This window comes from Microbacterium sp. CCH5-D1, assembly GCF_001557335.1.
In the GTDB taxonomy this organism is placed as follows: domain Bacteria; phylum Actinomycetota; class Actinomycetes; order Actinomycetales; family Microbacteriaceae; genus Microbacterium; species Microbacterium oxydans.
This window is the reverse complement of sequence record NZ_LSJW01000082.1, coordinates 1-17,441: the sequence shown is the minus strand read 5'-3', so window position 1 is coordinate 17,441 and position 17,441 is coordinate 1. Positions and strand designations below refer to the sequence as shown.

The 17,441-nt window shown below is 70.3% G+C and carries 22 protein-coding genes; 13 read left to right on the top strand and 9 right to left on the bottom strand.

What is annotated here, in order from left to right; all coding sequences use genetic code 11:
• Window positions 1–130: 130 nt before the first annotated feature.
• From AX744_RS05730 to flgN, 9 genes are read right to left on the bottom strand one after another with little or no spacing between them, the layout of a single operon-like run.
• Complete coding sequence (locus AX744_RS05730; protein ID WP_061015748.1) at window positions 131–1,234, bottom strand: hypothetical protein; 1,104 nt, start codon at window positions 1,232–1,234, stop codon at window positions 131–133.
• A 4-nt stretch (window positions 1,235–1,238) separates the two neighbouring features.
• Window positions 1,239–1,730: a hypothetical protein gene (locus AX744_RS05725; protein WP_058632723.1), complete on the bottom strand. Its 492-nt coding sequence runs from the start codon at window positions 1,728–1,730 to the stop codon at window positions 1,239–1,241.
• A complete protein-coding gene (gene tsaD, locus AX744_RS05720) occupies window positions 1,727–2,794 on the bottom strand; it encodes a tRNA (adenosine(37)-N6)-threonylcarbamoyltransferase complex transferase subunit TsaD (protein WP_046747410.1) in 1,068 nt (355 codons plus the stop codon). The genes AX744_RS05725 and tsaD overlap by 4 nt, the downstream gene beginning before the upstream one ends.
• Window positions 2,791–3,279: a ribosomal protein S18-alanine N-acetyltransferase gene (rimI, locus tag AX744_RS05715; RefSeq protein ID WP_058632722.1), complete on the bottom strand. Its 489-nt coding sequence runs from the start codon at window positions 3,277–3,279 to the stop codon at window positions 2,791–2,793. The genes tsaD and rimI overlap by 4 nt, the downstream gene beginning before the upstream one ends.
• Complete coding sequence (gene tsaB / locus AX744_RS05710; protein ID WP_046747408.1) at window positions 3,276–3,914, bottom strand: tRNA (adenosine(37)-N6)-threonylcarbamoyltransferase complex dimerization subunit type 1 TsaB; 639 nt, start codon at window positions 3,912–3,914, stop codon at window positions 3,276–3,278. Before tsaB ends, rimI begins: the two co-directional genes overlap by 4 nt.
• A gap of 60 nt (window positions 3,915–3,974) precedes the next feature.
• Window positions 3,975–4,346 carry a flagellar assembly protein FliW gene (locus tag AX744_RS05705; protein ID WP_046747407.1) on the bottom strand — a complete coding sequence of 124 codons (372 nt, stop codon included), beginning with the start codon at window positions 4,344–4,346 and terminating at the stop codon, window positions 3,975–3,977.
• Window positions 4,343–5,224, bottom strand: coding sequence for a flagellar hook-associated protein FlgL (gene flgL, locus AX744_RS05700; RefSeq protein WP_058632719.1), 882 nt, complete (start codon window positions 5,222–5,224; stop codon window positions 4,343–4,345). Before flgL ends, AX744_RS05705 begins: the two co-directional genes overlap by 4 nt.
• Before the next feature lie 13 nt (window positions 5,225–5,237).
• Window positions 5,238–6,647: a flagellar hook-associated protein FlgK gene (flgK, locus tag AX744_RS05695; RefSeq protein WP_046747405.1), complete on the bottom strand. Its 1,410-nt coding sequence runs from the start codon at window positions 6,645–6,647 to the stop codon at window positions 5,238–5,240.
• Window positions 6,648–6,660: 13 nt separating this feature from the next.
• Window positions 6,661–7,143 (bottom strand): flagellar export chaperone FlgN, encoded by a 483-nt coding sequence (flgN, locus tag AX744_RS05690; protein ID WP_046747404.1) that lies wholly within the window; start codon window positions 7,141–7,143, stop codon window positions 6,661–6,663.
• A gap of 196 nt (window positions 7,144–7,339) precedes the next feature.
• Between flgN and AX744_RS05685 the strand changes: the two genes are divergently transcribed.
• The 13 genes from AX744_RS05685 (at window position 7,340) to AX744_RS05625 (ending at window position 17,306) form a co-directional block, all read left to right on the top strand.
• Window positions 7,340–8,140, top strand: a complete 801-nt coding sequence (locus AX744_RS05685) for a sigma-70 family RNA polymerase sigma factor (protein WP_046747403.1) — start codon at window positions 7,340–7,342, stop codon at window positions 8,138–8,140.
• A 109-nt stretch (window positions 8,141–8,249) separates the two neighbouring features.
• On the top strand, window positions 8,250–9,080 hold the full coding sequence (locus AX744_RS05680; protein ID WP_045263723.1) for a flagellin N-terminal helical domain-containing protein: 831 nt from the start codon (window positions 8,250–8,252) through the stop codon (window positions 9,078–9,080).
• A 69-nt stretch (window positions 9,081–9,149) separates the two neighbouring features.
• Entirely contained in the window at window positions 9,150–10,538 is a 1,389-nt protein-coding gene (fliD, locus tag AX744_RS05675) for a flagellar filament capping protein FliD (protein ID WP_061015746.1), read from the top strand.
• A gap of 2 nt (window positions 10,539–10,540) precedes the next feature.
• A complete protein-coding gene (gene fliS / locus AX744_RS05670; RefSeq protein ID WP_061015745.1) occupies window positions 10,541–10,927 on the top strand; it encodes a flagellar export chaperone FliS in 387 nt (128 codons plus the stop codon).
• A complete protein-coding gene (locus AX744_RS05665) occupies window positions 10,924–11,220 on the top strand; it encodes a hypothetical protein (RefSeq protein WP_061015743.1) in 297 nt (98 codons plus the stop codon). Before fliS ends, AX744_RS05665 begins: the two co-directional genes overlap by 4 nt.
• Window positions 11,221–11,333: 113 nt before the next feature.
• Window positions 11,334–11,675: a flagellar basal body rod protein FlgB gene (locus AX744_RS05660; RefSeq protein ID WP_046747398.1), complete on the top strand. Its 342-nt coding sequence runs from the start codon at window positions 11,334–11,336 to the stop codon at window positions 11,673–11,675.
• Window positions 11,672–12,064: a flagellar basal body rod protein FlgC gene (locus AX744_RS05655; RefSeq protein ID WP_021198933.1), complete on the top strand. Its 393-nt coding sequence runs from the start codon at window positions 11,672–11,674 to the stop codon at window positions 12,062–12,064. The genes AX744_RS05660 and AX744_RS05655 overlap by 4 nt, the downstream gene beginning before the upstream one ends.
• A complete protein-coding gene (gene fliE / locus AX744_RS05650) occupies window positions 12,064–12,369 on the top strand; it encodes a flagellar hook-basal body complex protein FliE (protein WP_061015741.1) in 306 nt (101 codons plus the stop codon). The genes AX744_RS05655 and fliE overlap by 1 nt, the downstream gene beginning before the upstream one ends.
• Complete coding sequence (gene fliF, locus AX744_RS05645; protein WP_058632716.1) at window positions 12,369–13,991, top strand: flagellar basal-body MS-ring/collar protein FliF; 1,623 nt, start codon at window positions 12,369–12,371, stop codon at window positions 13,989–13,991. Before fliE ends, fliF begins: the two co-directional genes overlap by 1 nt.
• Window positions 13,988–14,992: a flagellar motor switch protein FliG gene (gene fliG / locus AX744_RS05640; RefSeq protein WP_061015739.1), complete on the top strand. Its 1,005-nt coding sequence runs from the start codon at window positions 13,988–13,990 to the stop codon at window positions 14,990–14,992. Before fliF ends, fliG begins: the two co-directional genes overlap by 4 nt.
• A complete protein-coding gene (locus AX744_RS05635; RefSeq protein WP_082738418.1) occupies window positions 14,982–15,587 on the top strand; it encodes a FliH/SctL family protein in 606 nt (201 codons plus the stop codon). The genes fliG and AX744_RS05635 overlap by 11 nt, the downstream gene beginning before the upstream one ends.
• A gap of 13 nt (window positions 15,588–15,600) precedes the next feature.
• Window positions 15,601–16,878: a FliI/YscN family ATPase gene (locus tag AX744_RS05630; RefSeq protein WP_442922829.1), complete on the top strand. Its 1,278-nt coding sequence runs from the start codon at window positions 15,601–15,603 to the stop codon at window positions 16,876–16,878.
• Entirely contained in the window at window positions 16,875–17,306 is a 432-nt protein-coding gene (locus AX744_RS05625) for a hypothetical protein (protein WP_061015735.1), read from the top strand. Before AX744_RS05630 ends, AX744_RS05625 begins: the two co-directional genes overlap by 4 nt.
• Window positions 17,307–17,441: the final 135 nt, after the last annotated feature.

Below are 17,441 nucleotides of genomic sequence, written 5' to 3'. Positions count from 1 at the left end.
GGCGGGAGCCGAGGGGGCGGGTGACGCTCGCCGTGCATCCTCGAGCTCACGCAACCGCCGCAGCTCCCCCTCGGTCGCGGCGCCGTCGCGGCCGTACGCGCGGCGCTGGAGCTGTCGCAACTCGTCGGCGTCATTCTCCGGCAGCACCGTCAGCACCTCCTTCGCGCGTGATCATCAGAGAGGAGTGCCCGTTGCTGGCGGTCGGAAGCTCCAGGCGGACGACCTCACCGCTGGTCTCGTCCACCACGTTCAGCACGAGGGTGGCGCTCTGCTCCTGCATCGTGAGCGCATCGGCGCACACCCGGGGGAACGCCGCGTCCGAGCCGTCGTAGATCAAGCAGGTCTGGAAGCCGTCGAGCTCCATTCCGGTCCACACCGGCACATCGCCGTCATAGCCGACCACCCACAGCGAGTTGATCTGGAACCCCTGATCCGCGATGCGCTTGGCCTTCTCCGCCTCGTCGGCATTCGCCCACGTCATCCCATTGGTGGTGCCCGGTCCGAACTCCGCCACGTTCGCGGCGACGGCAGGCTCGCCGGAGGCCGTGAACACCATCTGCACGTTGAGCTCGCGGCGGGTGTCCGCCTTCGACTCGAGCGTGACCGCGCCGAACAGTCCCGTCCTGCCCACCGTCTCGGTGCGCTCGCAGCTGGGCAGTGCAGACGGCGAGGTCGCCACGAGCAGGCAGGTGATCGCGGCGGCATTCTTCGTCGCCACCCAGATGACCGCACCTTCCTCGACGGCGAGGGCGCGCAGCGAGCCCCGGTCGTAGTTCCCGCTGGCGAGCAGGGAGCTCTGCCACTCCTGCTGCTCCGGACTCAGGGCGACGGTGGCGGGCCCGGACCCGCCGGACAGCGCCCATCCGAGCTCGACACCGACCAGCACCAGCGTCGCGACGGCAGCGGCGAGCGGAAGCCAGCGCGTACGCAGCCATGATCTCTGCGGTGGCCGACCGGAGCCGCCCGAGTCTCCCGGGTCCATGCCGGTCGTCGTCACATCGCCGTCGGTCGCACCCGGCAGGTCCTCTGTCTGAGGCTCCTCGTTCCCTGTCTCCGGCGTCGAGGCTGCGACAGGAGCTCCGACGGGCGGATCCGCGACGTCGGGCGTCGGCTCGGCACGGCGCCGCTCCAGTTCGCGCAGTCTGAGCGCTTCGGCCGCCGTGAGCGATGCATCGCGACCGTACGCCCGCGCCTGCAGTGAGCGCAGCTCGGCGAGCTCGGCCGCGTCCGACATCGGTTCAGCCGAGCCGCTCGAACTGCATGCCGGCCCAGACCAGCCAGCCCAGGCTGTAGACGGTCGCGCAGAGCCCGAGCACGAGCGCCCAGCGCGCGATCGCACGGTTCTCGACCGGGCGACGCAATGACATGATCGCCGCGATGACCGCCACCACTGCGACCGGAATCCCCCACCCCACGAAGAACGACGCTCCGAGCGCCACGATCGCGGCCACCAGCGCCCACGGCGCCAGTCGGGTGTCGTCGATCGACACGGTCCCGGTGGACGGCTCCCACTCCGTCTCCTCAGGGGCGTCGATGTCCGGTCCCGTCACGACGACCGGTTCGATGCCCACCGGGCCCGTGGGCAGGCGGGTGTAGCCGTCGCGCCGCGCGCCGGGAAGGCGGGCGGTTCCCGCGGGGTGCTCCACCTCGTCGCTGGGGCGCTCGATGCGAGCCGCCGGCGTCGGGGGCGGGGCCGGCTCCGCGTCGGGAGCGTCGGGGGCGGCGCTCATGCGGGCACCGCCTCCGCGACCTGGATCTCCGTCACGGGAAGCGTCGAATCCGCCCCGAAGGCGAGCGTCGACGGCGGACGCCCGGAAGAGATGAGCTCGGCGGCGAGTGCGGCGATCATCGCCCCGTTGTCGGTGCAGAGCGAGAGCGGGGGGATGCGCACGGTGACGCCAGCGGCGTCCGCGCGCTCGAGCGCGACATCGCGGAGCCGTCGGTTCGCGACGACCCCTCCCCCGAGCAGCAGGCGGGGGACGCCGAGATCGGAGCACGCGGCGAGGGCCTTCGTGACCAGCACGTCGACGACGGCCTCGCGGAAGCTCGCGGCTACATCGGCGACGGGCACGTCGATCCCCTCGGCCTCGCAGCGCTCGACCCAGCGGGCGACCGCCGTCTTGAGCCCAGAGAACGAGAAGTCGTACCGGTGCTTCGCCAGGTCGGAGGCCCGCGACAGTCCGCGGGGGAACCGGATCGCGTGCGGGTCGCCGGTCGCCGCCGCCCGATCGATCTCCGGCCCTCCGGGGTACGGGAGCGACAGCAGCCGGGCGACCTTGTCGAAGGCCTCGCCCGCGGCGTCGTCCATCGTCTCCCCGAGCAGCTCGACGTCTGTGGTGAGGTCTCGCACGTGCAGCAGTGAGGTGTGCCCGCCCGAGACGAGCAGGGCGATCGTCGGGTATTCGAGCGGCGCGGAGTCGGCCGTGAGGATGTCGGCCGCGATGTGCCCGACCAGGTGGTTCACCGCGTACAGGGGCTTGTCGATCGAGACGGCGAGGCCCTTCGCGGCGCCGACACCGACCATCAGCGCGCCGGCGAGCCCTGGCCCGCTGGTGACCGCGACGGCATCGAGGTCGGCGAGTCCCACCCCCGCTTCGGCGAGCGCGGCGTCGATCGAGGGCTGCAGCGCCTCGAGGTGCGCCCGCGCGGCGACCTCGGGAACGACGCCGCCGTAGCGCGCGTGCTCGTCCATGCTCGAGGCGATGGTGTTCGACAGCAGGGTGCGCCCACGCACGATGCCGATGCCCGTCTCGTCGCAGCTCGTCTCGATGCCCAGAACCAGCGGTTCGCTCATGCCTTCGCCTCCTCGTCCGCCGCGGAGGGCGCCGCATGGTGCCGCAGGTGCATTCGCATCACGATCGCGTCGACGCCATCCGGCTGATAGTAGTGCGGGCGGCGGGCGATCTCCTCGAAGCCCTCGGCACGGTACAGCCCCTCCGCGGAGGGGTTGTCGGCCCTGACCTCCAGGAAGACCTCTCGCGCACCACGCTCCGCCGCCGCGGCGAGCAGAGCGCGCAACAGGGCGCGTCCTCTCCCGTGTCCCCGATGTTCGGCGAGCAGGGCGATGGTCTGGATGTCGGCGTCGGCACTGCCGAGCAGTGCCCGTACCCCGCCGTAGCCGATGACCTCGCCGTCGTGCTCGTCGACCAGATACCGGCCGTGCGGGCTGACGAGTTCGGCGACCATGGTCTCCGAGCTCCAGGCATCGGTCGGGAAGGACCTGTTCTCGATCGCCATGATCGCGTCGAGGTCATCTGCTGAGGCGTCTCGAAGGGTCATGTGCCCACCTTCTTCGGGGCACCGGGGAGCGTCACATCAGGGTGCCGCATGTACAGGGGCTCCTCCCCGGCGAGCGTGCGGCCGGCCGCGAGAGCCCGCGCGCCGACCCGTGCGAGGTCCGTCGCGGACAGCGTCGACACATCGATGCGGCGGATGCCGTCGAGGTGGGCATCCGCGTCTGCCGCTCGGACGAGCACGGTGTCGGCGACCACAGCGGGGATGCCGTCGTCGTCGAGACCATCGAACACGGTGATGGCGACCTCGCGTCGGCGCGCGTCGGTCACGATCGCGAAGGGTGCGGTCTCGGTGTCGAGAGCGGTGAGGGCTGCCGCGACGTGGCTGGGGACGGGGACGACGGGGAGGTCGCGGCCGAGGGCGAAGGCGCGCGCGGCGGCGATGCCGATGCGCAGGCCGGTGAACGGCCCCGGCCCCATGCCGGTGACCACGTGCGTGATCTCCGTGTCGCCCGCCCCGCCGGAAGCATCGCCCGCCTCGCTGAGAACTTGCACGAGCAGGTCTCCGATGACCTCGGCATGGCCGAGCGGGTCGACGGCAGCCGCTTCGGCACGTCGTTCCCCGTCGGCATCGATGAGGGCGACGGCAGTGCCCAGGGAGGTATCGACGGCAAGGATCACGACTCCAGATTAGCCGCCGTCCCCTGGGGAGGGCTGCCGACCCGAGCCGCGCACCCCGGGTCAGCCGAGCGGCGCGCGCAGGGGGTAGTCCTGGTCTTCCAGGATCACCTGCGCGGCGGCTCCTGTGGTCTGGTTCACGATCACGGGGGCGAGGAGGTTCACGCTCACGCCCTCGGACGAGGGGTGGGCGACCACCAGCACCAGCGCGTCGTCGGGAGAGCCGAGAGCGAGGCCGTCCGCCTGCTCATCGCTGAGGGTCGGCGCGTAGTCGCTCAGCACCGTCCGAGGATCGACCAGGAACAGGCGCAGTTCCGCATCGTCGACCGCCCGCAGGGAGAACAACCCGTCTGACCCGTCGACGGGGGCGAGTGCGAAGTCCACATGGGGAGCCAGTCCCGGAGGCGGGGCGATGAACGTCAGTACGGCGCTCATCGCAGGAAGTCCATGAGCGACGGCTGCAGCACACGCGCGTTGACGGCGAGCGCCGAACGGTACACGAGCTCCTGCGCCTGCAGACGCACGAGCACCTCGATCGAATCGACGTCCTCCACCGCCGTCCTGCGGGACTCGAGGGACACGGAATTCTGCACTGCCGCCTCCTTGGCGCGTTCGATCTGGGACTGCCTGGTTCCCACCGAGCCCTGCACCCCGAGCATGGCGGTGCGTCGACTGTCGATCTCGCCGAGCCGGGGCCCGACGTTCGTGCCGGAGCGGAGGTCCGCCACGATCTTGTCCACGAGCGCGAAGACGGAGTCGTCTCCCGTGCCGAAGACCGCGGCGCCGTCGGTGTCGACGCGCACAGAGGCGGCGTCGGAGACCCGACGGGTGACTTCCGCTCCCGGCACCCCGCTGTGACTGTAGTCGGCGGCGAAGGCGGCCGTGTCGGACGTGCCCGCGAACACGGAACGGCCGAGCAGCCGCGTGTTCGCCTGGGACAGCATCTCCTTGCGGATGCCTTCGAGCTCGACCGCCAACGCCTCCTTGGCCGTCGCGTCCAGCGCCCCGTCGTTCGCGCCCTGGGCCGTCAGATCACGCACGCGCGCGAGCAGGGCGGTGCTCGCCGTGATGGCCGTGTCGGCAGCGGTGACCCAGGCGAGGCCGTCGTCGATGTTGCGCGCATACTGCTCGGTGCGACGCTGCTCGGCGTGAAGCGCCAGTGCCGTGGCCGCTGCCGCCGGGTCGTCGGACGGTGCGGCGAAGGCACGCTGGGATGTCGCCTGCTCCTGCAGACGCGCCAGCTCGGAGAGGTTGGACTGCAGCTGGCGCATGGCCGTCTGCGTCATGGCGGATGACGTCACTCGAGAGATCACGGTGCTCCTTCGCTCAGCGTCCGACGAGGCCGGTGCGGTTGATCAGGACGTCGAGCGCCTCATCCACCGCTGTCATCACACGGGCGGCGGCCTGATAGGCGGTCTGGTAGGTGAGCAGGCTGATGGTCTCCTCGTCGCCGTCGACAGCGGCGACCGACTGCTGGGCTCCGACGGCGGCGACCGCTGCGGAGTCGGAGAGCTTCGCGCGCTGCACGTCGGCCGCGGTCGCGACCCCGAACCGGGTGACCTGATCGGACCAGACGGCGTCAGGGGAGCCAGCGCTCCGACCGATCTGCGAGATCAGGTCGGCGTTGGTCGCGTCCAGGGCACCGGCACCGGGCGCCGCGAGCGCGAGCTCGGAGGCCGAGCCGACGGCGACGGTCAGGCCCAGTGCGGCGGAGCCCGTCGTCGGCACGGTGAAGAAGTCTCCCCCGGCCTGGCCGGTGGAGGTCACCCCTGCCCTGTGCTGGGCGTTCATGGCGTCGGCCAGCGTCGTTGCGACCTTGTCGTACGTCGCCGCGAGCCCGGCGAGCATGCCGCCTTCGGAGGCCGGGGCCAGCACCGACAGCGAGGCACCGAGCTCACCGCCGTCGATCGACACGGGCAGATCGGGCGCAGACGCCCACGAGAGGCTGAACCGCTGCCCCGAATCGATCGAGGCGGGCCCGGTCAGCACCAGGTGGCGTGAATCGGAACCCGATACCAGCGCGTTGCCGCCCAGCCGCACGGTCATCGTGCCGTCGCTCTCGATGGTCGCCGCCGCGCCGGACATCCTGGCCACGTTCTGCGCGAGGACGCTGCGCTGATCCATGAGCTCGTTCGCCGAGCGGCCGGAAGCGAGTGCATCGCGGATCTCTCCGTTGAGGACCGCGATCTGGTCGGCGGTGGCGTTCACCTGGGAGACCGTGCGGTCGGCGGAGTCGCGCGCATTGCTCCACTGGGTGGCGACGTTCCGGTACCCGCCGGCGATGTGCGAGGCGAGCTCCTTCGCCGATTCCAGGATGCTCGAGGCCGCTGCCCCCGAGTCCGGCGTGTTCGCGAGGTCCTGCCAGCCGGACCAGAACTTGGACAGCCGGGCGGCGAGCCCGTTCGCCGTGGGCTCGGCCAGCGATGCCTCGACCGTGGTCGCGGCCACCGCCCTGGTCGACCAGTACCCCGAAGCGCCGAGGGCGTCGCGCACCCTGGCGTCGAGAAGGGCGTCACCCAGGCGTGCGACGCCGTCGATCGAGACGCCGTGCCCCGGGAGGGCGCCCACGCTGAACCGTCCGGTCTGCGCGATGGCCGCGACGGCCGAGGTGGTCACACGCTGCCGCGTGTACCCCTCCGTCTTCTGATTGGCGATGTTCTGCCCGACCACGTCCATGCCGCGTCGGGCAGCCGCCAGTCCGCTGGCCGCCGTGTTCAATCCGCTGAAGGTCGACATGATCCCCTCTCGGTCACATCTCGGTGTCGATGATCCGCGCGGCATCGTCGCGCGCGCGGTCACCCTTGGTCGTGTACTCGCCCGTGTCGTGCCCGAGCGCGGCGATCGTCTCCTGCGTCGCGCGGAGCACTCCGCTGAGCTGCTCGGCGTTGGCGTCGCGCAGCTGCTCGACCTCGGCGGCGAGCTTCGACAGCGCTCGCAGATGGTCGGCGAACACCTCCTGCCATGCCCCTTCCGGCGCGTGCTCGATCAGCTCGCGGATCGTCGACGCCTCGGGAGCTCCCCACTCCTCGGCGACGGTGGCGACCTCGACGGTGCGGGCGAGGCCTGCGCCGCGCAGTCGATCGAGCACCTGATCGATCTCCCGTGCGGCAAACTGGATCCACTGGGATCGCCCGGCGGCGAGAAGCAGCTGCTGCTCATCGAGCTTGAACAGCAGCATCTCGAGCAGCTCGCGCTCTCGCCACAGCTGTATCGATAGTTCGTTGGCTCCCATGATCCCCTTTTCCCCAGTGATCGCCCCGCCTGACAACGCGGCCAAAGGTCACTATCGGCCAGCGTCTGCCTAACGTTACTATGTGGAACGGCGATGGATAGTTCTCCCCATGTACAAATCATAAAACGTGTGATATGTGCATCTGTTCATCTCCTCGGATCTTTCGGAGTGCATCCAGAGAGGTGGATCATCCCCCATGTCGTCGCGCGCTGAGCGCAATCTGCTCATAGAGAGCAACCTCCCCCTGGTCGGATACCTCGCCGCCGAGACCCATGCCCGCGCCACCCACATCCCCCGCGACGAGCTCGCGGCCGTCGGAGCACTCGCGCTCGTGACAGCGGCCGAAGCATTCGATCCGGAGCTCGGCGTACCCTTCGGGGCCTACGCCCGCCGACGCATCCTCGGCGCTTTCGCCGACGAGATGCGCTCGATGGACTGGGCCTCCCGCGGCATACGCAAACGCATCAAGGAGACCGTCGCCGTCCGCGAGGCGCTGACCGCCGGGCTCGGCCGCACCGCGACGGTCGCCGAGGTCGCCACCGCGATGGGCGTCGCGAAGGACGTCGTGATCGAAGCACTCGGCGACGCCGCCAGGATGCTGACCACTCTCGACGACCCCGCCGCCCGTGACGTCACCGCCGACATCCCCCTCCCCGAGGAATCGGCACTGGTGGGAGAACGGCGCGAGGTGCTCGAGCAGGCGGTCATCGCCCTGCCGGAGCGCATGCGGCGGATCGTGCAGGCGGTCTACTTCGACGAACGCCCCGTCAAGGAGATCGCCGAGGAGCTCGGGGTGACGCACTCCGCGGTGTCGCAGCAGCGCTCGGAAGCGATCCGGCTTCTGCGCGACGCCCTGGACCGCTACTACGCAGAGGGGTCGACGCCGGCAGCGACGACGCGGGTCTCCCCCGCGGCCCGCGATGCCTACTTCACCAGGATCGCGGACGCCGCCGGCTCCCGGATCGCCGGGGTCTTCCGCGAATCGGCGACTGCCTGAGCCGATTCCCCGCCGGCCCGACTAACGCGCCGGGAACCTCCGCCGATAGGTGTGACCGGGAGACCACGGATGGTCTCCCGCACAACACCATTCACGGAGGAGAACCCTTATGGGTATGCAGATCAGCACGAACGTGTCGGCACTCAACGCCTACCGCAACCTGTCCAACACGCAGAACGACCTGTCGAAGTCGCTCGAGAAGCTGTCCAGCGGCTTCCGCATCAACCGCGCGGCCGACGACGCTGCAGGCCTCGCGATCTCCGAGGGCCTGCGTTCGCAGGTCAACGGCCTGAACGTCGCGGCACGCAACGCCCAGGACGGCATCTCGGTCATCCAGACCGCTGAAGGCGCCCTGACCGAGGTCCACTCGATCCTGCAGCGCGTTCGCGACCTGACCGCTCAGGGTGCGAACGACTCGAACAACACGAAGTCGCGCGACGCGATCCAGAAGGAGATCAACACCCTCGGTGATGAGCTCACCCGGATCGCCGGCAGCACGAACTTCAACGGCATCAAGCTGCTCTCGGGCGGCAACACGCTGACGTTCCAGGTCGGTGCGGGCTCCGTCGCCGCCGAGGACCAGATCTCGGTCGCCCTGACCGACTTCGCCACCCTCGGTGCCGACATCAAGACGCTCGCGGGGACCATGACGGACGCCGCGACGTACGGTGCCGCGCTGGCGGGTATCGACACGCAGATCCAGGCGGTCTCGACCGCACGCGCCGGCTACGGTGCGCTGCAGAACCGCTTCGAGTCGACCATCAACAGCCTCAACGTGTCGGCGGAGAACCTCTCCGCCGCCGAGAGCCGGATCCGCGACACCGACATGGCGTCCGAGATGGTCAAGTTCACGTCGAAGAACATCCTGTCCCAGGCAGGTACGGCGATGCTGGCACAGGCCAACCAGGCCAACCAGGGCGTGCTCCAGCTCCTGCGCTGAACCACGTCATAGGGTCCGGACGCCCACCGGCGTCCGGACCCTGTCCGCTCCTCAACAGGAAAGGCGACCATGTCCCTCTCGCTCGACGGCCTCGTCTCCGGCCTGAAGACCACCGAGGTCATCAAGGCGCTGATGGATGTCGCCTCCATCCCCCGTTCACTGCTCAAGGCGAAGATGGATGACAAGAACGGCATCGTCACCCAGCTGCGCACCCTGAACACGGCGGTGCAGAACCTCGCCACGGCAGCCGAGAAGGCCGCGACCCGCGACGGACTCGCCCGCTTCACCACCTCGTCCTCCTCGCCGACGGTCACCGTCGCCACCCGCGATGGTGCCGCGCCGCTCTCGGCCGACATCGTCGTCGACAAGGTCGCCAAGAACCACACGATCGTCTCCGCAGCCTCCGCCGGGTGGGCCGTCGACCCACCGGTGATCACCCTCGAGAACGCCAAGGGCGAACGCGTGCAGGTCACCGCAGACTCCAGGTCGATGCAGGATGTCGCCCGCGCGGTGAACGAAGCAGGCTTCGGCATCGTCGCCGCGGCCGTCCCCGCCGGACGTGACGCCGACGGCAACCCGATGCACCGCCTGCAGTTGCGGGCCGCCGACTCGGGAGAGGCCGGCCAGTTCCGCGCCTACCGCGGAGACACCGCTGCGGTAGCGGCCGGCACCGCCTCCGACATCTCCACCGAAGCAGGAGCGGCCGTCATCGACGTCGGTGCCGACGCCCAGGTGCGCCTGTGGGCCGGCACCAGCGCGGAGCAGGTGCTGACCTCGTCGAGCAACACCTTCACCGACCTGTTCGACGGGGTGGACGTGACCGTCTCCGCGGCCTCGGCGGCGCCCGTGACCATCGGCGTCGCCGTCGACACCGCTGCTCGCACCAAGGCCTCCGCCGAGTTCATCGCCGCCGTCAAGGACATCCTGACCCGCATCGACAACGGCTCGAAGGCGACCATCGCCGCCAAGCAGGGAGACAAGACCACTCTGGGCGTCTTCACCGGCGACAGCGCGGTCCGGGGACTGCGCACGGCCCTCGCCGATGCGGTGCAGCACCCCGTGAACGGCGTCTCTCCTTCGTCGATCGGCATCTCGAGCGACATGTACGGCGTGATGAGCTTCGACGAGGAGAAGTTCGCCGAAGCCCTCGCGAAGGACCCGGATGCCGTCGCAGGACTGTTCTCCGACATCGCCTCGCGGGTGCAGGACACCGCGAAGGTGTACTCGGACAAGTACGAGGGGCTCCTCACCACGCGGATCACGGGCCAGGAGAGCGAGGTCAAGGGACTCGGCGAGCAGATGGAGCGCTGGGATGTCCGCCTCGCGCAGCGCAAGACCACTCTCGAGCGCACCTACGCACGCCTCGAGGTGATGCTCTCGCAACTGCAGTCGCAGTCCTCGTACCTGACCTCGCAGATCGCCGCCCTTCCGGGCTCGAGCTCCAACTCGGGGAAGTGAGCATGAACGCCGCGCTCCGCGCCCAGCAGCGCTACCGTGACGACGCCGTGCTGTCGGCGCCGCCCGAGCGTCTGGTGACCATGCTCTACGACCGTCTCCTGCTCGACATCGAGCGCGGGGAGATGGCTCAGCGCGCAGAGGACTGGACCGAGGCGAACGCCCAGCTGCAGCACGCCCAGGCGATCGTCTCCGAGCTGTCGTCCTCGCTGACCGACGACTGGAACGGCAGCGCCGGCCTGCGCTCGCTGTACGTCTTCCTATCGCAGACGCTCATCGGCGCCAACATCGGCCGCGACCCGGAGCGCACGCACGCGTGCCACGAGATCGTCGCGCCGCTGCGTGACGCCTGGCACGAGGCCGCTCGCACCGTCGCCGAGGCGCGGGCGTGAGCGGGGAAGAGTGGACCGCGCTGCTCGACCGGCTCGAACAGGAGGCCGAGCAGATCCTCGATGCCGCCCCCGGTGCCGCTGCCGACGCCGACCTCGCCCCGTGGACGCCTCCGAGCACGCCGCTTCCCGCCGAGCTCGCTGACCGCGCCCGGCGGGTGATCGACCTCCAGCGCTCAGCGATGGACCGTGCCCGCTCCGACCTCGACGGCATGCGCCGGCATCTCGGCGCCGTGAGCCGCATCCCCAGCACCCGTCGGCCGGAGGAGCCTGCCTACCTCGACGTCGATGGGTGAGCTCGCTCCCTAACGTCGCGCCGAACCCTGCCGATAGAGCAGGGAGAGCACGGATGGCTCGCAATTCTCGGCCATGGATCGGCCATACCACCCACACACGGGGAGCCGGTTTCGTGTTCGATTCTGTGACCATGAACGCGCTGACGAGCGCGCTCGACGGCCTCGCGCAGCGCCAGCGCGCGATCTCCGACAACATCGCCAACATCAACACCCCGAACTATCACGCCAAGCGCGTGCAGTTCGAGCAGGCTCTCGCCCGGTCGATCGATGCGGGTGATGGACGGGTCGGGGCGACGGTCGGCACCTCGCTCGAGCCCACGCGCCTCAACGGCAACAACGTCAACCTCGATACCGAGACCCTTTCCAGCATCGACACGATGCTGCGCTACCAGTTCGCCACGCAGGCCGTGAACGGCTCGTTCACATCGATGCGCACCGCGATGAGGACCTCATGACCTTCGACGCGATCGGCATCGCCGGCACCGGCCTGACCGTGCACCGCAAGTGGCTCGACGCCATCAGCGACAACATCGCCAACATCAACACCGCCGCTCCCAGCAACGGTGCGGCATTCCGCGCACGGTACATCCTCGCCCAGACGAGCGACCAGTCCCCCGGCGTGTACGTCGCCGGCACCGCCCAGGGCAGTGCACAGGGACGTCTGGTGCACCAGCCCGACCACCCGCTCGCCGACGCAGACGGCTACGTGCGCTATCCGGACATCGACCTCGGCGACCAGATGAGCCAGCTGATCCTCGCGCAGCGCGGCTACCAGGCGAGCGCCGCCATCGTCGACCGCGCCCGCAACTCCTACGAATCCGCCCTGCAGATCGGACGCAGCTGATGGCCGCACTCCCCGGCATCGAAGCCATCTCCTCGAGTTTCACGCTCGCCCCTCCCGCCGTCGCCCCCGCGAAGGCTACCGACGAAACGGCGTTCGCGAACAGTGTCACCGGCGCCATCGACGAGCTGCGCACGCTGCAGTCGGAGTCGGACAAGCTCAAGGTCGCCGCGGTGACCGGAGACCTCGATGACATCCACTCGGCGATGATCGCGTCGTCGAGGGCCGCCGTCACCCTCGAGCTCGTAGCCGCCGTGCGCAACAAGGGCGTCGACGCGTTCAACGAGATCATGCGGATGCAAGCCTGATGCCCCAGGCCGTCACCAACGTGTTCCAGCGGATCGGGCGCGTGATCGCGGGCTTCTCGCTCGCGCAGCGCACGATCGCGATCATCGGCGTCGCCGTGCTCGCCCTCGGGATCGTCGCGCTCTCCAGCTGGCTCACCCGCCCGACCTACACCCCGCTGTTCTCCGGCATGAGCGCCTCCGACGCGAACGCCGTGGTCGAGCAGCTGCGCTCGTCGTCGGTGCCGTACGAACTGGCGGACGGCGGAGCGACGGTGCTCGTGCCCGAGAAGGACGTGTACGACCAGCGCCTGGCCGCAGCGTCCGCCGGTCTTCCCGGCGCGAGCTCCGGCGGGTACTCGCTGTTGGACAAGATGGGCGTCACGACGAGCGAGTTCCAGCAGTCGGTGACCTTCAAGCGCGCGATCGAGGGCGAGCTCGCCGCCACCATCTCCTCGATCAAGGGCGTGACGGCCGCGTCGGTGCAGCTCGCCATCCCCGAGGAGAGCGTGTTCGTCTCCGAGACCGTCGACCCCACGGCTTCCGTGTTCGTGGAGACCTCGGGCAACTCGACGCTCTCCCCGAAGCAGGTCGAGGCGATCGTGCATCTGACCTCGGCCGCGGTCAGCGGCATGAAGCCGGAGAACGTGGCCGTGGTGGATCAGAGCGGCCAGACCCTCTCGGCCGCCGGCGTCGGCACGACCGGCGGCATCGACCAGCAGGCCAGCGACTACGAAGCACGGGTGACCGCGAACGTGCAGCAGATGCTCGACACGGTCGTCGGCCCCGGCAACGCCAAGGTGACCGTGGTCGCCGAGATCGACCACTCCGTCAACGAGCGCGTCGAGGAGACCTACACGCCCGCCGAGGGCGCGCCCCCGTTGACAGAGCAGACCAGGACCGACACGCAGAACGGCTCGAGCTCGAACGCCGGCGTGCTGGGCCCCGACAACATCGCGGTCCCCTCGGCCGGGGGCGACGGCACCTCCGAGTCGACGGAGACCTCGAAGACCAACGCGGTCAACAAGAGCACGCAGAGCACCTCGACACCCGCCGGCTCGCTGCTGCGGCAGTCGGTGTCCGTGGCCGTCGACGCCGGTGCGGGCGGCGACCTGAGCACCGCGCAGCTGAGCGACCTCGTCGAGACCGCCGCCGGGATCGACACCGACCGCGGCGACTCGATCGCCGTCGAGCTCGTCGCCTTCAACCAGACCAGTTCCGAGGCGGCGCAGGCGGCGCTCCAGGCGGCGAAGGACGCCGAGGGCGCTGAGCGCCAGGCCGCGCTGCTGAACACCGTCATCATCGCAGCCGCCATCGCCATCCCGCTGCTCGCCGGTCTCGCCGCACTCATCATGCGTGCGCGCCGACGCCGCGGGGCCGACACCGAGTTCGAGGAGCTCTTCGGCGCCCGTCCGCCCGCGCTCTCCGCCCTCGACGCGGGCGCGACCGCCGCGATCGATCAGGCGCCGACCACGCCGCTGGCGTTCCTCGAGACGACGCCGGACCCCGAGCCGGAGCCCGACCCCGAGCCCGCGCAGGTGAGCCTCGAGCGCCGGCGCGCGGAGATCGACTCCCTCACGCGGCAGGACCCGAAGCGCACAGCCGACCTGCTGCGGACCCTCATCGACGACAGGCAGCAGGTATGACCGGACTGACCGATCGGCAGACAGCGGCCGTCGTCCTGATGAACCTCGATCGCGCCCAGGCGATCGAGGTGATGAAGCATCTGTCCGAAGCGGAGGCCGAGGCCGTCGCAGCCGAGATCATCGACCTGCAGAACCTGGACGCGGCGACCACCGCTCAGGCGCTCGGCCAGTTCCACCGCATCGCGTCGGGCCACCTGCCACCCGCCCGCGGAGGGCGCGACATCGCAGCGGGACTCCTGGAGGCGACGTTCGGCGCCGAACGCGCGGCCGCCGTGCTGGGCAGAGCCGGATCGTCGTCGATGAACTCGTCCTTCGAGTTCCTCGGATCCGCAGACCCGGCTCAACTCGCGACGCTGCTCGACGGCGAACTTCCTCAGACCGTCGCCCTGGTGCTCGCCCATCTGCCCACGGACCGTGCTGCCGCCGTGCTCTCCACGCTCCCCGACCCCACACGCACGGACGTCGCCCACGCGATCGCGACGATGGGCACCGCATCTCAGGAGGCGATCGCGATCGTGGCGGACGCCCTCAAGGCGCGGACCGGCACCTTCGCGGCGCGCGACACTCCTGAGGTGCTCGGCGGCGTCGAGCCCCTCGTCGAGATCATCGCCCGTTCCGGCGCCACGGTGGAGAAGGCTCTGCTGGCGAGCATCGAGGACAGGGACAGCGCGTTGGCCGAGGACATCCGCTCGCGCATGTTCACGTTCGCCGACATCGTCAAGCTGGACGACCGCGACACCCAGCGCGTGCTGCGGGGCATGGACATCCGCTCGCTCGCCCTGGCCCTCAAGGGCGCGCACCAGCCCATCGCCGACCTCATCCGTCGCAACGTCTCCGAGCGCAACAGGGAGAACCTCGACGAGGAGGCCCGCACGCTCGGCCCCGTGCGCGTCTCGCAGGTCGAGGAGGCCAGAGCGGAGATCGTGCGCACGATCCGCGCGCTCGAGGCCGCCGGCGACATCACCGTGCAACGCGCCGACGAGGACGAATATGTCTACTGAGGCCTTCGCACCGGTGCTGTTCCCGCGTCTCGACGGCCGCGAGAACGGCGAGCAATACGCGATCGCCCGCACGCGCGGCTACGCCGACGGGCATGCGGAGGGGTTCCGCGCCGGCCGCGCGGAGGCCGAGTCGGAGCAGCGCGCGGCGGACGAGGCGCGGGCAGCGAGCCAGGCGGCCGAGGCGCAGCGGATCGAGACCGCGGTCGCCGCGCTCCACGCCGCAGCGCGATCCCTGGGAGACCGGGAACGGGAGCTCACCGCCGCCGGTGAGGACCAGGTGCTGCGCTGCGCGATCGAGCTCGCGGAACTGATCCTGGTCTCGGAGCTCTCCGAGCCAGGGGTGGCCGCGGCCGCCGCCCTCCGACGCGCGATGACCGGCGCGGGCCCCGAAGCGATCCGCGAGGTGCGCCTGAACCCGGATGACCTCGCGACCCTGCAGACGTCCGCCGCGGAGCCGAGCGACATCGCCCTCGTCGCCGACGACGCGCTCCACCGGGGAGATGCCGTCGCCACCCTGGCTCACGGCCACATCGACGCCAGGATCGGAAGCGCGCTCGAGCGCGCCCGTCGCGCCCTCACGGAGCACGCCCCGTGAGCGTCTGGGCGCGGTGCGCGAGGCGGTTCGACCCGAGCGCATCGGCGAGGTCTCCCAGGTACGCGGCCTCAGCGTGCAGGTGCGTGGCCTCGACGGGGCCGTCGGCGACGTCGTGACGCTGGACGGTGTCGATGCCGAGGTCGTCGCGATCAGCGAGGGCGGACTGCGCTGCATGCCACTCGCCCCTGTCGCCGGCCTCACGGTGGGAGCCCCTGTGCGCGCTCGCGGAGGAGCACTGCGGGTGCCGACAGGAGCAGCGCTCCTCGGACGCGTCCTCGACGGTCTGGGCCGCCCGATCGACGGGAAGGGTCCGCTGACCGGTGCTGTGCCGGTGAGCCTCGACCATGCTCCGCCCTCCATCATGGGCCGCGACCGGATCGACTCGCCCCTTCCGCTCGGCGTACGGACGCTCGACACACTCGTCAGCGTCGGACGCGGTCAGCGCGTCGGACTCTTCGCGGGTTCCGGTGTGGGGAAGTCGTCGCTGCTGTCGATGATCGCGCGGGGCACCGAAGCAGAGGTCACCGTGATCGCGCTGGTCGGCGAGCGCGGACGCGAGGTGCGCGAGTTCATCGAAGACGACCTCGGGCCGGAAGGACTCGCCCGCTCCGTCGTGGTGGTCTCGACCTCGGACCAACCTGCCATGGCCCGCATCCGCGCCGCGTACACCGCCACCAGGATCGCCGAGGCCTTCCGCGACGACGGCGCACACGCCATCCTCATGATGGACTCGCTCACGCGCGTCGCCATGGCGCAGCGCGAGATCGGGCTCTCGGCCGGGGAGCCTCCGGCCACCCGCGGATACCCGCCCTCCACGTTCTCCCTCCTCGCCGGTCTGCTCGAGCGGGCAGGCACGGACACGCGCGGTTCCATCACCGGCATCTACACGGTGCTCGTCGACGGCGACGACCACAACGAGCCGATCGCCGACACGGTGCGGTCGATCCTCGACGGCCATGTCGTGCTCGACCGGGCGCTCGCACTGTCAGGGCACCACCCCGCGATCGACGTGCTCGGATCGGTGTCGCGTGTCGCCGGCAAGGTCACGACCCCCGAGCGCCGGGCGCACGCCGCGACGCTCCGCGCCGTGCTGGCCGCCCGCCGACGCGCCAACGACCTCATCGACATCGGTGCATATCAAGCCGGAGCGGATGCCCGCATCGACGCCGCGATCGCCCATGAGAAGGAGATCAGCGCGTTCCTCACGCAGCCCCTCGACGAGACCTGTGAGATCGAGGATTCCTGGCGTCGCCTGGACGACCTCGTGGCATCGTTCGGAGGAGTGTCATGAAGCGGTCGTTCTCGCTCGCCGGTCTGCTGCGGGTCAGGGAGATCCAGGAACGCGCAGCGGCCCAGCGCCTCTCGCGCGCCGTGATCGACGCGCAGCACACGGAGGCGCGCGATCGATCCCTCCGCGCGCACCTGTCCGGGGTCGGAAGCGAAGCCGTCGACGTGCGCTCCCTCGCCGCGCTCGCGGCAGCTCGCGTCGCCGGCCGGACCCTGCTGGTCGACCTGACGACCCTGTCCGAACTGCAGAAGCGGACGGTGGACGAGGCGAGGACAGAGCACGCCGAAGCGCGGAGGGCGATGCGCGGACTCGACCGGCTCGCCGAAGCGCACGCCCTCCGGATGCGGACCGCGGAGCTGCACGCCGAGCAGACGGAACTCGACGAGATCGGTTCGCGCACGAGCAGCACGACCACGGAGGACCACGCATGACGTCTCTCGGCATCGTCGACATGCTCACCCCGCGGATGAACCGTGCTGCGGGATCGCCCGCCGACGCCCGTCAGCCCACCCCCGGAGCCGCGGCCTTCGCCGATGTCATCATCGATGCCTCGCGTGCCACCGACG